The sequence below is a fragment of the Mesorhizobium sp. M7A.F.Ca.MR.176.00.0.0 genome (genome assembly GCF_004023165.1).
Lineage (GTDB): Bacteria > Pseudomonadota > Alphaproteobacteria > Rhizobiales > Rhizobiaceae > Mesorhizobium.
In genome coordinates, this window is the sequence record NZ_RZTC01000128.1 from 1 (window position 1) to 16,268 (window position 16,268).

Annotated in this window: 15 protein-coding genes; 11 read left to right on the forward strand and 4 right to left on the reverse strand. The window is 62.3% G+C overall.

The window, feature by feature from the left end; translation table 11 throughout:
- From EOB59_RS29305 to EOB59_RS29325, 5 genes are all read left to right on the forward strand, one after another.
- Positions 1 to 625: aminoglycoside phosphotransferase family protein (locus EOB59_RS29305; protein WP_164895778.1), on the forward strand; the 625-nt coding region annotated here is incomplete at its 5' end.
- Between the two features lie 738 nt (positions 626 to 1,363).
- Positions 1,364 to 2,500 (forward strand): porin, encoded by a 1,137-nt coding sequence (locus EOB59_RS29310; protein WP_127321916.1) that lies wholly within the window; start codon positions 1,364 to 1,366, stop codon positions 2,498 to 2,500.
- A gap of 132 nt (positions 2,501 to 2,632) precedes the next feature.
- Positions 2,633 to 3,409 (forward strand): DNA repair protein RecO, encoded by a 777-nt coding sequence (gene recO / locus EOB59_RS29315; protein ID WP_127321915.1) that lies wholly within the window; start codon positions 2,633 to 2,635, stop codon positions 3,407 to 3,409.
- Positions 3,406 to 3,924 carry a PaaI family thioesterase gene (locus EOB59_RS29320; RefSeq protein WP_027162667.1) on the forward strand — a complete coding sequence of 173 codons (519 nt, stop codon included), beginning with the start codon at positions 3,406 to 3,408 and terminating at the stop codon, positions 3,922 to 3,924. Before recO ends, EOB59_RS29320 begins: the two co-directional genes overlap by 4 nt.
- 112 nt (positions 3,925 to 4,036) lie before the next feature.
- Positions 4,037 to 6,781, forward strand: a complete 2,745-nt coding sequence (locus EOB59_RS29325; protein WP_128289824.1) for a DUF2339 domain-containing protein — start codon at positions 4,037 to 4,039, stop codon at positions 6,779 to 6,781.
- Positions 6,782 to 6,832: 51 nt separating this feature from the next.
- Here the strand turns inward: EOB59_RS29325 and EOB59_RS29330 are convergent, their stop codons facing one another.
- Together EOB59_RS29330 and EOB59_RS29335 are read right to left on the reverse strand one after the other, a co-directional pair.
- Positions 6,833 to 7,228: a hypothetical protein gene (locus EOB59_RS29330; RefSeq protein WP_128289825.1), complete on the reverse strand. Its 396-nt coding sequence runs from the start codon at positions 7,226 to 7,228 to the stop codon at positions 6,833 to 6,835.
- Positions 7,221 to 7,472, reverse strand: coding sequence for a prevent-host-death protein (locus tag EOB59_RS29335; RefSeq protein WP_128289826.1), 252 nt, complete (start codon positions 7,470 to 7,472; stop codon positions 7,221 to 7,223). Before EOB59_RS29335 ends, EOB59_RS29330 begins: the two co-directional genes overlap by 8 nt.
- Positions 7,473 to 7,690: 218 nt before the next feature.
- Between EOB59_RS29335 and EOB59_RS29340 the strand changes: the two genes are divergently transcribed.
- The 5 genes from EOB59_RS29340 to EOB59_RS29360 all read left to right on the forward strand — a co-directional run bounded on the left by EOB59_RS29340 (position 7,691) and on the right by EOB59_RS29360 (position 12,165).
- Positions 7,691 to 8,209, forward strand: coding sequence for a sigma-70 family RNA polymerase sigma factor (locus EOB59_RS29340; protein ID WP_127810886.1), 519 nt, complete (start codon positions 7,691 to 7,693; stop codon positions 8,207 to 8,209).
- Positions 8,206 to 8,997: an anti-sigma factor gene (locus tag EOB59_RS29345; RefSeq protein ID WP_127810885.1), complete on the forward strand. Its 792-nt coding sequence runs from the start codon at positions 8,206 to 8,208 to the stop codon at positions 8,995 to 8,997. The genes EOB59_RS29340 and EOB59_RS29345 overlap by 4 nt, the downstream gene beginning before the upstream one ends.
- A 310-nt stretch (positions 8,998 to 9,307) precedes the next feature.
- Positions 9,308 to 10,411: a peptidase C39 family protein gene (locus EOB59_RS29350; RefSeq protein ID WP_127810884.1), complete on the forward strand. Its 1,104-nt coding sequence runs from the start codon at positions 9,308 to 9,310 to the stop codon at positions 10,409 to 10,411.
- Positions 10,411 to 11,874 carry a RimK family protein gene (locus tag EOB59_RS29355; protein WP_127321391.1) on the forward strand — a complete coding sequence of 488 codons (1,464 nt, stop codon included), beginning with the start codon at positions 10,411 to 10,413 and terminating at the stop codon, positions 11,872 to 11,874. Before EOB59_RS29350 ends, EOB59_RS29355 begins: the two co-directional genes overlap by 1 nt.
- A gap of 30 nt (positions 11,875 to 11,904) precedes the next feature.
- Positions 11,905 to 12,165, forward strand: a complete 261-nt coding sequence (locus tag EOB59_RS29360) for a DUF3303 family protein (RefSeq protein WP_245486807.1) — start codon at positions 11,905 to 11,907, stop codon at positions 12,163 to 12,165.
- An 18-nt stretch (positions 12,166 to 12,183) separates the two neighbouring features.
- On the opposite strand, the gene EOB59_RS29365 is transcribed toward EOB59_RS29360, so the two are convergent.
- Positions 12,184 to 12,933 carry a LysR substrate-binding domain-containing protein gene (locus tag EOB59_RS29365; RefSeq protein ID WP_128289828.1) on the reverse strand — a complete coding sequence of 250 codons (750 nt, stop codon included), beginning with the start codon at positions 12,931 to 12,933 and terminating at the stop codon, positions 12,184 to 12,186.
- 111 nt (positions 12,934 to 13,044) lie between these two features.
- On the opposite strand from EOB59_RS29365, the gene EOB59_RS29370 reads away from it, so the two are divergent.
- On the forward strand, positions 13,045 to 13,935 hold the full coding sequence (locus EOB59_RS29370; RefSeq protein WP_127397531.1) for a fatty acid desaturase family protein: 891 nt from the start codon (positions 13,045 to 13,047) through the stop codon (positions 13,933 to 13,935).
- A 12-nt stretch (positions 13,936 to 13,947) separates the two neighbouring features.
- On the opposite strand, the gene EOB59_RS29375 is transcribed toward EOB59_RS29370, so the two are convergent.
- Positions 13,948 to 16,089, reverse strand: a complete 2,142-nt coding sequence (locus tag EOB59_RS29375) for an EAL domain-containing protein (protein WP_127397529.1) — start codon at positions 16,087 to 16,089, stop codon at positions 13,948 to 13,950.
- Positions 16,090 to 16,268: the final 179 nt, after the last annotated feature.

The window sequence follows — 16,268 nt, forward strand, 5'->3', positions numbered from 1 at the left end:
AAGCTATCCCTGGCACTGGTCCGTTTACCGCTGGATCGAAGGCGAGACGGCAGAGCGCGAGCGTATCGCCAGCTTGCCGCGATTCGCGACCGACCTGGCCGCGTTCCTGGTCGCCTTGCAAAGGATCGATGCCACTGGCGGACCGGCGCCGGGACAACACAACTTCTTTCGCGGCGGAGCACTCAGCGTCTACGATGGCGAAACCCGGCAAGCGATTGAAGCCCTCGACGGCAAGATCGATACGGTCGCAGCCCGCGCGGTGTGGGAGGCAGCACTTGCCGCGCCATGGCACGGTGCGCCGGTCTGGTTCCACGGCGACGTCAGTTGGGGAAACCTGCTGGTCAGGCAAGGCCGGTTGGGCGCGGTGATCGACTTCGGAACCTCCGGCGTTGGCGATCCCGCCTGCGATCTGGCGATTGCCTGGACATTGTTTGAAGGCAAAAGCCGGGAGGCGTTTCGCGCCGGCCTTCCAGCCGATGAGGCGATGTGGGCGCGTGGTCGTGGCTGGACGCTTTGGAAGGCGCTGATCACGGTAGCTGGACAGATCGGCGTCAACCCTGTCGAGGTTGAAAAATCCCGTCATGTGATCGATGAGGTGCTTGCCGATCACGCGCGGCGGGGGTGAGGCGCCAAACGTTCAAGGCGCTCTCGCCCACCAGATCCTGATCCTGTCGCCGATCCATCCGCCCCCGTATGGCGCGACCAGGGACATTCTGGCCGAGGCGATGCTTTCCCGGACCTATGCGTGCCCACCCGCCTGATCGAGGCGGAGGGGAGCGCATCGCCTGCGTCGTTCAGGTCGACTGAGAGGGCGTCACGGAGGAATCGTTTTTCAACGGCTGGCTGCTGTCGCAATCGGCGACACGACGGCACTCCAGGAAGTTTCGACCGCCTTGGAGGGGGCAGACACCCTTGGAAGCGTCATCCCGCTTTTCGCCTCGGTATCAGAGCGGGATTTGCAGATGGGCGTTATCTGGCAACAGAAGGGGAGGCGGCAACAATCGAATAAATTTCGACGGAATTGAGGTATATTTTGCGTATTATGCGGCCGTTTTGGAAATATAGCACGTTATCAGTATAGTTAGACGCGAAAGTATCCGTATATATATTTAATAAATGACATTGTGCCATTTGTGCCGCTCGCCGGATTATCAAGTGTTATTTGTGCAACACGGCATTAATCTGTTTGGGGAATTGTCATTATTCCGGAAATCGTCATTGAAGGCAGATGATCGATGGGTATGTTCGCCGCTGAAAAGGGCGAGCGGTGTGAGCCTTTTTCGTTGTGGGGGTGAGGCGGGAAAACATTGCCGCCAGCCACAAATCCGAAGCCATTTATAACTATGACTGGAGAGGTCAGAAAATGAACATCAAGAGCCTCCTTCTCGGCTCAGCCGCGGCCCTGATCGCGGTCAGCGGCGCGCGCGCCGCCGACGCTGTCGTCGTCGCCGAACCGGAACCGGCCGAATACGTCAAGATCTGCGACGTCTACGGCGCCGGTTACTTCTACATTCCGGGCACCGAGACCTGCCTGCGCATCGGCGGCTATCTCCGCTACGACATGGGCGTCGGCGATTCCGGCGCGCTGGATGGCGCCAATAACGTTGCCGATCACATGGACGGCGATAGGAACGACACCTACTACAAGAACATGCGCTTCACGCTGAGGACTTATACCGGCCAGGAAACCGAGCTCGGCACATTGAAGACCTTCACCGAGACCCGCTTCCAGTTCGGCAACTCTTCCGGCGACTATACCGGTGACGGCACCGGCTGGCAGGCCGGCAACAAGGCCACCACCCTCAACTTCGCCTGGATCCAGCTCGGTGGCCTGCGCGTCGGTAAGGATGAAACGGTATACGACCAGTTCATCGGCTATGCCGGCAACGTCATCCAGGACACGCTCATCCCGTATGGTGTCAAGGATACCAATCTCATCAGCTACTACTTCGACGCAGGCAGCGGCTTCACGGGCGTGGTCTCGCTCGAAGAAGGCACCGGCGTCAACACGATCGACAGCTATGTTCCGCATGTCGTCGGCGGTTTGAAGTACAAGGGCGACTGGGGTGCGATCACCGGCGTCGTGGCCTATGACAGCAATTATGAGGAAGTGTCCGGCAAGGTCCGTTTGGACGTCAACGTCAGCAAGGAACTGACGCTGTTCGTCATGGGCGGCTACGGCACCAACGACAACATCAACGACTTCGGCACAGGCCGTACCCAATACAAGCCATGGGGCGGAAACTGGGCGATCTGGGGCGGCGGCACCTACAAGTTCAACGACAAGACCTCGTTCAACGCCCAGGTCTCCTATGACGACTGGAAGAACCTCGGCGTCGCGGCCAACGTGGCCTATACCATTGTGCCCGGCTTTACGATCACGACTGAAGTCGATTACCTCAATGCAGGAAAATTCGACGACTTGGACTTCAACAACTGGACGAAGGCCGACAAGAAGAGCAGCGTCGGCGGCATCGTTCGCTTCCAGCGCAATTTCTAACGGATCGACTGACCTCACCAGCCCGCCCGCAGCACATCGCTGCGGGCGGTTTTTTATGCATTGGCATGAGAGTTACCCGGGGGCCAAGCCCATACCTTGATTTCGCCACCCGATCGGTGAAAAGCTCCTGAAATGGAATGGCGCGACGAGGGAATCATTCTCGGCACCCGCAAGCATGGCGAAACCAGCGCCATTCTCGAGGTGTTGACGCGAGCGCATGGCCGTCATCTCGGCCTTGTTCGCGGCGGCCGTTCGCGCAAGCAGCAGCCTGTGCTCCAGCCCGGCAACCGTGTCGACCTGTTGTGGCGAGCGCGCCTTGACGAGCACCTCGGCACGTTCCAGGCCGAGGCGATCGAGATGAACGCGGCCCGGTTGATGGACAGCGCCGTCGCCGTCTACGGATTGCAGACCATGGCCGCGCATCTGCGCCTGCTGCCCGAGCGCGACGCGCATGAAGGTCTCTACGAAACGCTTGCCGTGATGATCGTCCATCTCGACGACGCCGACGTTGCCGGCGAACTGGTGGCGCGCTTCGAGCTTCTGGTGCTGGACGAACTCGGCTTCGGCCTCGATCTCAGCCAATGCGCCGCCACCGGCACGCGACAGGACCTGGCCTATGTCTCACCGAAGTCGGGACGTGCGGTATCGCGCGAAGCCGGTTTGCCGTGGCGCGACAAGATGCTGGCTCTGCCGGCCTTCCTGCAGCGCGGCTCCGGCCTGCGCGCCGATGCGGCTGATGTCGACGACGCCTTCCGGCTCACCGGCTTCTTCTTCAACCGCCACGTCTATGAGCCGCGCGGCATCGAGCCGCCGGACGCTCGTACCGGCTTCCTCGCCGCCTTGCGCAAACATCACGCGCGCGGCAAGGCCATAGCTGGCGAAGACGCAGCCAGAGAAATCATCACATGAGCGAGGTCGAACTTTATCCTGGCCGGGTCTCACCGCTCGGCCTCGGCACCATTCCGCACGCCGACATCCTGAAATACACCGGTTTGGAATTGCTGCAGCGCATCGTCGACGGCAAGTATCCGGCGCCGCCGATTTCCTTCCAGCTGAATTTCACTCTCACCGAAGTCTCGGAAGGGCGCGCTGTCTTTCGTGGCATGCCGAGCGAGCGCCATCTCAATCCGCTGGGCAGCGTGCATGGCGGCTGGGCGGCGACGCTGCTCGATTCGGCGCTGGCCTGTGCCGTGCAGACGCTGCTCGAAAAGGGCGAGGCCTATACCACGGCGGAGTTCAAGGTGAATTTGACGCGTCCCATCACGCCGAAGACCGGCGAGGTGGTGTGCGAGGGCAGGGTTGTTCACAAGGGCCGCACGTTGGCGGTGTCGGAAGCGACGCTGAAGGATGCCGGCGGCAAGCTGCTGGCTTTCGGCACCGAAACATGCTCGATCTTTCCGGCCGCCAATCTGGCGGCGCGTTGACTGGCGGCGCATTGAGTTTTCCGAGCTTGGATTTTCTGGCCGTTTGGCCGCCGCATTTGAATGTCAGTAAGACGAATGTCAGTGAAAACTGGCCTGGTTTGGGGGAACCGCCATGTTTGAAAGCCTGATCGGCCTTGTCGCCATCATCGCCTTGTTCGTCATCATTTCGCGCCAGCAGAGCCGCATCGGCCTTGTCGAGCGTGAACTAGGCGCGCTGCGCAGCCTGGTCCTTTCCGGTGCCGTGCCGCCTGCGGCCAAGTCCTCCGAACAGGTGGACGACAACGCGCCCGCCGACATGGCTCCGGACGCAGCGGCTGCGACCGATATCGTTCCGCCGGAGGTAAGCGCAGCGGTCACCGTCCCGGCGCCAGCCACGGACACGGAAGACTCGACCGGCGAGATCGTCTCCGGCCCGTGGACCGCTCCAGAACCGGCACCGAAGGCAGTGGAACCTGCGGAGCTTCCCGGAGCGGCGAAAGCCGCCCGCCAATCCGATGTCGAAACCGCGCTCGGCACCCGCTGGGCGGTCTGGGTCGGTGGCATCGCGCTGGCGCTGGGCGGCCTGTTCCTGATCCGCTACACCATCGAGGCAGGTATTTTCGGTCCCGGCGTGCGGCTGACCATGGCCGGCGTGCTCGGCCTGGTGCTGGTGGCCGGCGGCGAGTTCATCCGCCGCACCGGCTTCAAGGTGCCGGTGCAAGGGGCCGCTGGCGCTTATATTCCAGCGATCCTGACTGCTGCCGGTGCCTTCATCCTGTTCGGCACCGTCTATGCCGCGCATGGCATTTACGGCTTCATCGGCCCGGCACTCGCCTTCACGCTGCTCGGCGTCATCGGCGTGGCAACGATCGCGGCCGCCCTGGTCCATGGTCAGGCGCTGGCCGGCATCGGCCTGGTAGGCGCCATGGTGACGCCGGTGCTGGTCGCCTCGCAGGCACCCAATCCCTGGGCGCTTTTCGGCTATCTCGCGATCGTGCTTGCCGCCACCGGCGTCATCGCCCGCATGCGGGACTGGAAATTACTGGTGGCGGCCGCCTTTTTCGGCACCGGTGTCTGGACCATCCTCTATATGACCGATGCGCCGGGGGCGAACCTCTCTGCCATTCTGTTCATCGACGCCGTCACGCTGGCCGTGCTCGCCCTTGTCTGGCTCGCTCGCCGTGACGACGAACCTGGACCAGCCAGGGCTTTCGACTGGCCGTCCATCGTGCCTGGCCTGTTCGTCGCATTCTCGGCGCTGGGCCTGTCGGTCGACCCGGCCTTCGCTGCCGCCGGCTACGCCTTGCCAGGCGCGGTGGTGATCGCCGCGATGGTGGGGGTCGCGCTTTATCGTCCGCTGGCGCTGCCGCTCCTCTATGCCGCGGGACTGGTCACGGTGCTGATCTATCTCGGCATCATCCCGCCAACCTCCATCGCTTCCGATTTTTCCAGCGGCGCCTTGGGCGTCGACGGACTGCCGGTGGCCACGTCCAACGTGCTGACCTTGCGCATCGGCATCGTACTTGGCCTGGTCTTCATCGGCGCCGGCTTCTGGGCCGCACGCCGGTTCGCCGCCGGCACACAGATCCGCGCGGCCTCATGGGCAGCGTGGGGCGTCATTGTCCCGCTGGTCATCCTGCTGGCACTCTGGTTCACCTTCGGCAATCTCGACCGTGACCTTGTCTACGCTGCCGCAGCGGCACTGCTGGTCGTCATTTTCGCCGCCGGCGGCGAGTGGATCGCGCGGGCCGAGGAGCCGCCGCTCAAGGGCGGTGTCGCGGTGTCGTTTGCCCTGGGCGGCGCGGCCATCGCCGGGCTCCTGCTCGTGCATATGGCTTTCGATTCCGGCTGGACCACCATCCTGCTCGGTGCGGCGGCCATCGTGCCGGCGCTGACTACGCGCTGGCGCGCCTATCCGGTGCTCGGCTGGATTTCGGTCGGCGCGGTGATCGCGGTGCTTGGCCGCGTCGCTTTCGACCCGACCATCGTCGGTGCCGGGTTCCTGTCGACGACGCCGGTGTTCAACTGGCTGCTGCCAGGCTACGGCGTGCCGGCACTGGCCTTCGGCTTTGCCGCCTGGCAGCTTGCGCGCACCACGAATGGCCGGCCGCGCCTTGCCATGGAGGCGGCTGCGGCGCTGTTTGCGCTGCTCACGCTCGCTATGCTGGTGCGCCACGCCATGCACGGCGGCGTCATCGACACGGGTGCCATGACGCTCGCCGAACAGTCGATCTACACCCTGATCGCCATCGGCGCTGGCGCCATCCTGGTCGCCATCGACATGCGCTCGCCAAGCTCGATGCTGCGCTATGGTTCGATGGCCGCCGGTGTGGCCTCGGTCGCTTTCATCGTTGTCAGGCACTTCGTCGTGCTGAATCCGCTGTTGTCAGACGAATCGACAGGCCGGATCCCGGTGTTCAACCTGTTGTTCCTCGCCTATCTCCTGCCGGCGATCGCCGCCGGGGGACTGGCGCTCTACGCCAGGGACAAGCGGCCGAAATGGTATGCGCAGATGCTGGCCGTGGTGGCTGCCGTGCTTGCCTTCGCCTATGCCACGCTGTCGGTGAGGCGCCTGTTCAAGGGCGAGTTCATCGGCTTGTGGAGCGGCCTCGGCCAGTTGGAAACCTATACCTACTCGGCGCTTTGGCTGGTGATTGGCGTTGCGCTCCTCACAGCCGGTGTCTGGTTGAAATCGCAGGTGCTGCGCGTCGCCTCGGCCGCGCTGATCGCGATCGCCGTGCTGAAGGTCTTCATCTTCGACATGTCGGAGTTGGAAGGCGTACTCCGGGCGCTATCCTTCATCGGCCTCGGCGCGGTTCTGATCGGTATCGGCCTGTTCTATCAGCGGCTTTTGACACGGGCGGCGAAGGAGGGATGATGCGCTTGCTTCCGTGAAGAGCTCTTACCCGTTCATGTGTCGGTTTGTCCGCTATTTTCGTACGACGCCGCGCACGCGGCGTTGTACGATTACCTCTTTGATGAGGCCCGCGATCTTGCGAACAAACGCCGGGCTGAAGGAGCCGATTGGCTTCGTCGTGACGAGATCATAAGCTTCATCGATCTGTACGCGGTTGTACTCGTCTAGGATCAGCCATGACGGGAAATCGAGCCCACCCCTGCGACACTCGATTTCGCTCACGGCAACATGCGTGCGGGACCGGTCGGGCCTTTGCGAGGTGAGCGGGAACAAGAACAGTGCGGCAGGCGTTGCCGGCGTTCTGACCACAATGCAGACGGGCCGCGCCTTGCGGCCGGATTCCTCGCCGGCGTCAGCCTGTCGTGCCCATAGATAATAGTATCGAAGCAAATCGCCGGGCTTAAGCATCCGGCTTGTCGCTGGTTGTGATGGCCTCCAATCCGGACATGAGTTCATCGTGAACCTCGTCCGGCGCGTCCTCAAGCGTGTAGGCTACGGCATAAGGCGAACTAACGAGCTGCCGATATTGGGCCGCTGATAGGATGATCAGCTTCTCTTTGCCGCGTTTCGTGAGAGCGACAGGCTCGATCATTGCCGTTTCGAGAATTTCGCCGGACGCCCGATTCATATCCGAAAAGGTGAATTGTTTCATTGAGTGACCCTCATACGTATTTTACATATTGTGCATATTTTACGTATTTGCGCAATCGATTTACCGCTGCCTTCGATCGGGAATAAATCGGCACCGGCCATCGTTATCTCATTGCTTGGGTGACCGGGGCGGGAGACCGCTTCGCGCTGGCCGCTTGCGCCGCGCCCGGAAGGCGCGTTCAATCGGGATCAACAAGGGCGACCTCGAAACCTGCGGTCATGGACGAAAAGAAGGCAGCAATCCTTGGCGAAATACCGCGCCTGCGCCGTTACGCGCGCTCGCTTTTGCGCGACCGCGACGCTGCCGACGACCTTGTTCAGGATTGCCTTGAGCGGGCGCTTGTGCGGCTCGGCAATTGGCAGACAGGAGAAAGCCCCCGGAGGTGGCTGTTTACGATCATGCATCATTTGTTCATCGATCAGATGCGCAAGGTGAACCGCCGCGGCGAGGCGGCGATGCTGCCGCTGGAGGCGGGCGAGACCGTTGCCCAGCCGGCCGAGCAGGTGGAGAACATTGCCTCGCGCGAGATCATCGACGCATTGCAGGCGATCAGCCCCGACCGTCGCGCGGCCCTTGTCATGGTTGCCATCGAAGGTTTTTCCTATGCCGAAGCCGCCAACATTCTGGGCGTGCCTGCCGGCACGCTGATGTCGCGCATTGCGCGCGGGCGTGAGGAATTGCGCGGGTTGCTGGACGACACGGCGCGCCGCCGCGCGATAAGGATCGTCGAGAAATGATCCGCCGCGACTTTTCCGAACGTGACATCCACATGGCGCTAGATGGCGAGCTGCCCAGCGATGAGCGCTCGGCCTACGATGCCTGGCTCGACGCCAATCCCGAGATGAAGGCCAAGAGCGCCCGTTTCACCGCCGACCGAGCGGCGCTGCGTGCCGCCTTCGCCGACGTGTTGGACGAAGCCGTGCCTGCGCGGTTGCGCAAGGTCGTGCTTGGCGAGGTGCCGGTCAAGGCATCTGTGCCACGCTCACGCTGGTGGCTTGCCGCTGCTGCCGCCGTGCTTCTGGTCACCGGCGGACTTGGTGGCTATTTTGCCGGCATCGACGGCATCGGCCAGGAGGACCCGGCGGAAGATCGGCTGGCCGAGCAGGCAATCGCGGCCCATGTCATCTATGCCGCCGAAAAGCGGCATGCCGTCGAGGTGCCGGCCAGCGACAAGGACCATCTGCAGACCTGGCTGTCCAACCGTGTAGGGCTGAAGCTGGTGGCGCCGGACCTGACCGCCGACGGATTCCAGTTGGTCGGCGGCCGGCTGTTGCCGGCAGGCGAGAGCAAGGCCGCCATGCTGCTTTACGAGGACGGCAATGGGCAGCGTATCTCGCTGTTCGTCACCACGGAATCGACGGAGAATGCCAAAGGCACCTACGCCGCCGCGCAAGACGGACCCGAGGCCGTCTACTGGCTGGACAAGGGCTATGGCTGCGCCGTGGTCGGCTCCTTGCCGCGCGAGCGGCTGGCCGAGGTCGCCAGGAGCGCCTACACGCAACTTGTGAACGGGCTGGCAAGCTGAACGGCATTGCTTTTGCCGGTGCCGTCGATCCGCGAATGCCGATCCGGCCGGAGGACCTTTTGCGCCCGTCGGGCCGGCGTCGGATTTGTCACAATTCGGCCCTAATCGAGGTGCGATAGCGCTTGATGAATGCCGTCGCATCGCCCCGAAAATCGGAAAGGGTTTTTGGAAACACGAGGCGAAGATTCAAGGTGGTGGAGCGGACTTCGTGCGCCCAGGTGGACGCCGGTTTTCCCAACGCCCTGGTTGGCGTCAAGGACGTGTTCGAGTAGGGCCATTTCCACCACCAATCGAGGTTTTCTGAAGCCGCATGCCTGCCGAGATCCGCACGGCCCGCGCGTCTGACGTCGATGATCTCGCCGCCATTGAGAAAGCTGTTTTCTCAAGCGACCGTATTTCCCGCCGCTCCTTCCGCCTGTTCATCGAGCGTGAAACCGCCGAGACGCTGGTCGCCGAAGTCGACGGCCGCGTGGCCGGCTATGCGATCGTGCTGTTTCGCAAGGGTAGCGGCGTGGCGCGACTCTACTCGATTGCGACCAGTCCGTTTTTCGGCGGACTGGGTGTCGGCCGCATGCTGCTCGGATCCGCCGAAGATGCCGCCTTCGAGCATGACCGCATGATGCTGCGTCTCGAAGTTCGCGAGGACAACAGCCGCGCGATCCGCATCTACGAACAGGCCGGGTATCGCAAGATCGGCCGCGAGCCCGGCTACTATGAGGATGGCGAAACGGCACTTCGCTACGAAAAGACCTTGCGTGGCGACATTCCGATCGCCACCAAGGTGCCGTTCTACCCGCAGACCTGCGAATTCACCTGCGGCCCGTGCTGCCTGATGATGGCGATGGCCAATTTCGATCGCGGCTTCGTGCCGGATCCGGTCATGGAAATCCGCCTGTGGCGTGAAGCGACGACCGTCTTCATGATGTCGGGTCCCGGTGGATGCGAGCCATTCGGCCTCGCTGTGTCGGGCTACGAAAGCGGGCTCGCGGTGGAGATCTACGTTTCCTTCTATGGCGCGCTGTTCCTGCAATCGGTACGCAGTGTGGACAAGCGCAGGGTGATGGAACTGGCCCAGGTCGACTTTCGCCGACGCGCGGAACTTTACGGCATCCCGGTGAATTACCGTGCATTCACAATCGACGATATCCGCGCTGCGATCGCTGGGGGAAAGCTGGTGCTGGTGCTGATCAGCGGCTTCCTGATGTTTGGCAAGAAGGTGCCGCACTGGGTGCTGGCGATCGGCGATGACGGCGACCATATCCTGATCCACGACCCTTGGGTCGAGGACGAAAGGCAGGAGACCATCCTTGATGCAGCCAACATTCCCGTGCCTTACGGCATCTTCATGAACATGGCGCAGTTCGGTCGCGATGGATTGCGTGCCGCCATCACTCTGGGAAAGCGTGACAGATAATGACCTGGGTCATCCTTACCGGCAGGCAGAGCGATCTCGACCAGGTGGCGACACCGCACAAGATCATCACCAATCGCGACTATCTCGCGCACCCGTCACTGTTTCGCGGCCAGCGGCCGAAGGTCATCAACCTGTCGAACAATTACGGCTACCAGAGCCGCGGCTACTATGCGTCGCTGCTGGCAAGCTCGCGCGGCCACAAGGTGATCCCGACGGTCGAAACGATGATCGACCTTTCGGAGCGCAAGCTCTATGAACACGCGCTGCCGGAACTGGAGCTGGCGCTCAACAAATGCCGCAAGGATCTCGGCGGCGTTTTTCCGCAAAAGGTCTGCATCTTCTTCGGCATCGGCCCGTCGAAAATCTGGGACCGCTTCGCCAAACTTCTATTCGACTGGTTCCGCGCGCCGGCGCTCGAAGTCCACATCAAGGACAGCGCCGAATGGGCCTCGATCCGCAAGATCGGTTTCCATCCGCTGGCGCGGATGACCGAGGACGAGGAAAAAAGCTTCATCCAGTGCCTGGAGACCTACACCAACCGCGAATGGCGCGACACCAAGGGCCGCACGCCGGCGCGCTACACCTTCGCCACGCTGGTCGACCCGCATGAGGAATTGCCGCCATCGGAGATATCGTCGCTGCGCTATTGGGCCAAGATCGCCGAGAAGATGGGTGTCGAAATCGAGCCGATCACCAAGCGGGACCTCGCCAAGCTCGCCAATTACGACGCGCTGTTCATTCGCGAGACCACCTCGATCTCCAACCACACCTATCGTTTCGCCCGCCGCGCCCAGCAGGAAGGCATGCCGGTGATCGACGATCCACTGTCGATGATCCGCTGCACCAACAAGGTCTATCTCAACGAGCTGATGGCCTACAACAAGGTGCCGGTACCGCCGACGGTGATGATCGCCGGCACCTCGGATCTCGAATTGGCAGCGCAGACGCTGGGCTTTCCGCTGGTGCTGAAAATCCCGGATTCGTCGTTCTCGCGCGGCGTCAAGAAATGCGCCAATTTCGAGGAACTGAAGACGCTTGCTACCGAATGGCTGGAGGATTCCGACCTTCTGATCGCGCAAAAATTCATTCCGACCGAGTATGACTGGCGCGTCGGCGTGCTCGGCGGCCAGCCGCTGTTTGCCGTGCATTATCTGATGGCCAAGAAGCACTGGCAGATCGTCAACCATAAGGCCAACGGCAAGCCCGACCAGGGCGGCATCAAGACCTTCACGCTGAAGGAGACGCCCGCGCATGTCGTCGAGACGGCTGTGAAGGCGGCGCGCTGCATCGGCGACGGGCTCTACGGCGTCGACCTCAAGGAGACCAAGGACGGCGTCTTCGTCATCGAGGTCAACGACAATCCCAACCTCGACCATGGCTGGGAGGATTCCGGCGAGAAGGACGAGGTCTGGGTGCGGCTGACGCAGTGGTTCCTGGAGCGGCTGGACCGGCCGGGGCGGTAGTTTGATCGGGGGTAGAACATGCAGTTTATCGTGATCGAGGATTTCACCGGCTGCGACCGCAAGGAGATCTATCGCCGCTTTCGCGACCGGGGCCGCCTCAAGCCGGACGAACTCGTCGTGCACCACAGCTGGATCGCGGCGGACATGAGCCGCTGCTTCCTGCTGGTGGAGACCGATGACGTCACGCTGCTGCAGCGCTGGGTCATCGAATGGGCGGATCTGGTGGAGTTCGAGATCATCCCTGTGGCGACAAACAAGGACATGGCTGAGGCATTGAGCGGGCACCTCTGATCATCGCCGCACGCTACGTCAACGCAGCGCGGGCGAGTTCACTGCGCGTCGGCATTCGTCGATCAGCCACTGGCGAAACGCCGCCACGACGTCGCGCCTGGCGCTGCGCTCGGGGATCGTCAGGCAATAGGGCTGGCGTAGCTCCAGTGCCTGGGCGAGGGGCCTGACAAGCCGGCCGTCTTCCAGCGCCTCGGCACAGTAGATTCCTTGCGCCAGCGCCACGCCCAATCCCGAAATCGCAAGGTCGAGCGCTGCGCGCGATGAGTTGGCCGAGAGGCCGCGCTGCGCTGCCCGGCCGGGCTCGATGCCGGCCGCCTCGAACCAGTTGTGCCAGGACGGAAAGGACGCACCAGTCGGTCCCCAGCCCGTGTGGATAAGCGGCAGGCTGGCCAGGCCTTCGGGTTTGATCGTGTCCGCCAGTCCGGGCGCACACACGGGATAGACTGCGTCCTGGACGATGTCCTCGGTCGGGTGCTCGCGATAATGCGGCCCATAGGAGAGCCTGATGTCGAGCTGGCGCGCGACGCTGCCGATCTCCTGGAAGGCCATGGTCAGCCTGGGCAGCATCTCGACGCCGGCCTCGGTGAGGACGACGCGCCGGTTGACGCGGTGGAACAGCTTGCGGCCCATCTGCTCCTCGACCGTGCGGATGAGCTGGCTGACGGCAGCGGCCGACACCGAAAGCTCTTCCGCTGCCGCGGCAAAGCTGCCTGTACGGGCCGCAGCCTCGAAAGCTTGAAGTCCTTTGAGAGAGGGAGGTACGGCCATAATCACCGAATAGATAAGTTCAGCTTATCTAGATTGCAGAAATCGTCGTTTTTGGAAAGGTTGTTCATTGGCTACAATGGGTTCATCAAACTCCAGTCTGGATCGAAGCACGTGGATCATCGTGACGTAATTTCATCGTTGACGCAGGAGGAGCGCAACCGGCTGACCGCCAAGTCTGATGTTGCGGGCCTCGTTCAGCTTGCTGCTCATTGGGGCGCGATCGTGGTCGTCGGATCGCTGATCGCTGCCAAGGTGCCGTTCTGGCCACTGCTGATGCTTCCGCAAGGTATCCTCATCGTCTTCCTGTTCACGCTGCTGCACGAGACGGTTCATCGCACGGCTTTTGAGGCACAGCGGCTGAACGATGTCGTGGCGCGGGTGTGCAGTCTGGCGATCGCACTGCCGGCGGACTGGTTCCGCTACTTCCACTTTGCCCACCATCGATACACGCAAGACCCGGAGAACGACCCTGAACTGGCCTTCCCGAAACCGGAGACATGGCGGCAATACCTCGTCCACATATCCGGCATCCCCTTATGGTGGGGCCACCTCAAGACGCTCTATGCCAACGCGGCAGACCGTGGTCGCGAAAGCTACGTTCCGCCGAAGGGCTATGACAAGGTGCGCATCGAGGCCCGCGCCATGATTGCCTTTTACGCCGTGGTCCTTCTGCTGGCCGTTTATTTCCGGCTCTCGGTGCTTGTCTATGTCTGGATCTTGCCCGCTCTGTTGGGGCAGCCGTTTCTGCGCCTCTATCTGCTGGCCGAGCATGGTCGCTGTCCGTTCGTCGCCAACATGCTGGAGAACACCAGGACCACGTTGACCAACTGGCTGGTCCGCAAGCTGGCGTGGAACATGCCGTTCCATGCCGAGCATCATGCCTATCCCGGCGTGCCGTTTCATCAACTGCCGCGGTTTCATGCGCTGATCGAGCGGCATCTCAAGGTGGTCGAGCCCGGCTATGTCAGCTTCCACGAAAAGTACATCGACACGCTGCGTTGACGATGGCCGGCCTCAGCCGGTCTGGCTGTGCAGCGCTCGGGATTTCAATAGACGCTGGATCTCGGCGGCCGTTGACGGCACGCCGATCAGATAGCCCTGCGCCTCTGTACAGCCATTGCCGCGCAGGATGTCGAGTTGCACCTCGGTCTCGACCCCCTCGGCGGTGACAGTGATGCCAAGCTCGGCGCCCAGCCCGATGACGGTGCGAACGATCGCCGCGGCGTCACGATTGCCCAGGTCGTGGATGAACGAACGATCGATCTTGATCTTGTCGACAGGAAAACGCCTGAGATAGCCGAGCGAGGAATAGCCGATGCCGAAATCGTCCAGCGCGATGCGGATGCCGAGTTCGCGCAACTGCCGCAGCGTCCTCAGCACCGCCTCGCTTTCGTCCATCAGCACGGTTTCGGTGATTTCAAGCTCCAACCGATCGGCTGGCACGCCGGAGAAGGCCAGCGCCGAGATGACGCTGCGGGCGAAGCTGCCGCTTTTAAGTTGCACGGCCGAGACATTGACCGCGACGCGCAGGCCGGCGGGCCAGTGTGCCGCCGCCGTGCAGGCTTTCCTCAGCGCCCATTCGCCAAGCGGCACGATCAATCCGGTGTCTTCGGCGACCGGAATGAAGCTGTCCGGCGCCACCGTGCCGCGTGTCGGCGAATGCCAGCGCATCAAGGCTTCGGCGCCGACGATCTCCCCGGATGCGATGTTCATGATGGGCTGGAAGTCGAGGTCGAACTCCTGGCGCGGCAGCGCGGTCTCAAGGTCGACCTCCAGCGCACGCCGTGCCTGTACCATAGCGTCCATTCCGGGTTCGAAGAACCGATACTGATTGCGCCCTTCGCTCTTCGCCCGGTAAAGCGCCGTATCGGCGTTCCTCAGCAGCGTGTCGGCATCTCCACCGTCGTCGGGGAAAACCGCGATGCCCAGGCTGATGCCGACATGCATCTCGCGGCTCTTGTCGCGGAACGGTTTTCCGATTGTCTCGACGATGCGCTTCGCGAGTTTTTCTGCATTGGCAATGCCCTTGAAGTTGAACTGGATGATGACGAATTCGTCGCCGCCGAAACGGGCGACGACGTCGGTTTCGTTGTGCAGGCAGCGCTGCAGCCTCTCGGCCACACTCTTCAACAGCCAGTCGCCGGCCGGATGTCCCCAGGTGTCGTTGACCGCCTTGAAGCGATCGAGATCGAGCGAAAAGATTGCCAGCGGCGTGACCGCCGTGGCTTCCAGCGCCAGGTCGAGCCGTTCGCGAAACATCGAGCGGTTGGGCAATCCCGTCAGCGTATCGTGATGCGCAAGATGGGTCATGCGCTCTTCGGTGCGGCGACGTTCTGTGACGTCGTCGAAGGTCACTACCCAGCCGCCGCCGTTCATCGGCCGGCGTGTGACCAGAACCGTCCTGCCGTCGGTAAGATGCCGGTAGGCCGAGTGCATTTTTGCCGCCGTCAGGCAGGCTTCGGTCTTGGCGACTTCGCTGTCGACGTCGATCTCCGTATAGATGCCGAGTTCCAGCAATCGTTCGAGCGCCTCGCGGTGCGTCGTTCCAAGCGGGAAGTCTGCCGCGGTGACATTGTAGAGTTCAAGAAAACGCCGGTTGCGCACGATCATCTTGCCGTCGGCGCCGTACATCAGCAGGCCTTGCGACATGTTGGCAAGCGCTGCGTCGAAGCGGCGGTGCTGCTCCTTCAGATCCTCTTGCGCGCGGCGCTGCTCGGTGATGTCCTCGTAGATCGAGACCCAGCCGCCCAGAGCCAGAGGGCGGTGCGAGATGCTGACGATGCGGCCGTCCGACAGTGTTTCTTCGTAGGTCGAGGGCTTTGCCTGATCGATATAGGGCTTGCGGATGGCGTAGAGTTCGTCGGCGGTTTGCGAGGCGATGCCGATATCGACGCTGTGGCGCAGAATGTCGAGGAACCGGATGCCGGGCCTTATGACGCTGGCTTCGAGGCAAAAGATGTTCAGGTAGTTGCCGTTGCAGATGATCATCCGCTCGTCGGCGTCGAACATGCACAGGCCGTGCGACATGTTCTCGACCGCAGCCGAAAAGCGTTGGTTCTGCTCGCGCAGTTCGTCTTCCATGTGGCGGGAGCGGTCCATGCCTTCGGCCTCCCGTTTCGGGATGGTCGAACCATCCTTGGCATCAGCGACGGGCATGAGCGCGCCTGCGGACCGTGATCGAACGCGCTATTGTGGCCGCCGCCGGTTAATTTAGCGTTTTAATGCCTGTCGCCCAAAAGTGACCTCGGTTTTGGGGGAACGACATGCATAAAAACAAAGACCTAAAGCGCGTCGCATGAATCCGTTTCAGCGCGACGCGCTTTAGGTCTTTGTTT

What these genes read in the sequence shown, in the direction of transcription:
- EOB59_RS29310 (WP_127321916.1), top strand. Translation starts at nt 1,364, where the DNA reads ATGAACATCAAGAGCCTCCTTCTCGGCTCAGCCGCGGCCCTGATCGCG.
- recO (WP_127321915.1), top strand. Translation starts at nt 2,633, where the DNA reads ATGGAATGGCGCGACGAGGGAATCATTCTCGGCACCCGCAAGCATGGC.
- EOB59_RS29320 (WP_027162667.1), top strand. Translation starts at nt 3,406, where the DNA reads ATGAGCGAGGTCGAACTTTATCCTGGCCGGGTCTCACCGCTCGGCCTC.
- EOB59_RS29325 (WP_128289824.1), top strand. Translation starts at nt 4,037, where the DNA reads ATGTTTGAAAGCCTGATCGGCCTTGTCGCCATCATCGCCTTGTTCGTC.
- EOB59_RS29330 (WP_128289825.1), bottom strand. Translation starts at nt 7,228, where the DNA reads ATGCTTAAGCCCGGCGATTTGCTTCGATACTATTATCTATGGGCACGA.
- EOB59_RS29335 (WP_128289826.1), bottom strand. Translation starts at nt 7,472, where the DNA reads ATGAAACAATTCACCTTTTCGGATATGAATCGGGCGTCCGGCGAAATT.
- EOB59_RS29340 (WP_127810886.1), top strand. Translation starts at nt 7,691, where the DNA reads ATGGACGAAAAGAAGGCAGCAATCCTTGGCGAAATACCGCGCCTGCGC.
- EOB59_RS29345 (WP_127810885.1), top strand. Translation starts at nt 8,206, where the DNA reads ATGATCCGCCGCGACTTTTCCGAACGTGACATCCACATGGCGCTAGAT.
- EOB59_RS29350 (WP_127810884.1), top strand. Translation starts at nt 9,308, where the DNA reads ATGCCTGCCGAGATCCGCACGGCCCGCGCGTCTGACGTCGATGATCTC.
- EOB59_RS29355 (WP_127321391.1), top strand. Translation starts at nt 10,411, where the DNA reads ATGACCTGGGTCATCCTTACCGGCAGGCAGAGCGATCTCGACCAGGTG.
- EOB59_RS29365 (WP_128289828.1), bottom strand. Translation starts at nt 12,933, where the DNA reads ATGGCCGTACCTCCCTCTCTCAAAGGACTTCAAGCTTTCGAGGCTGCG.
- EOB59_RS29375 (WP_127397529.1), bottom strand. Translation starts at nt 16,089, where the DNA reads ATGCCCGTCGCTGATGCCAAGGATGGTTCGACCATCCCGAAACGGGAG.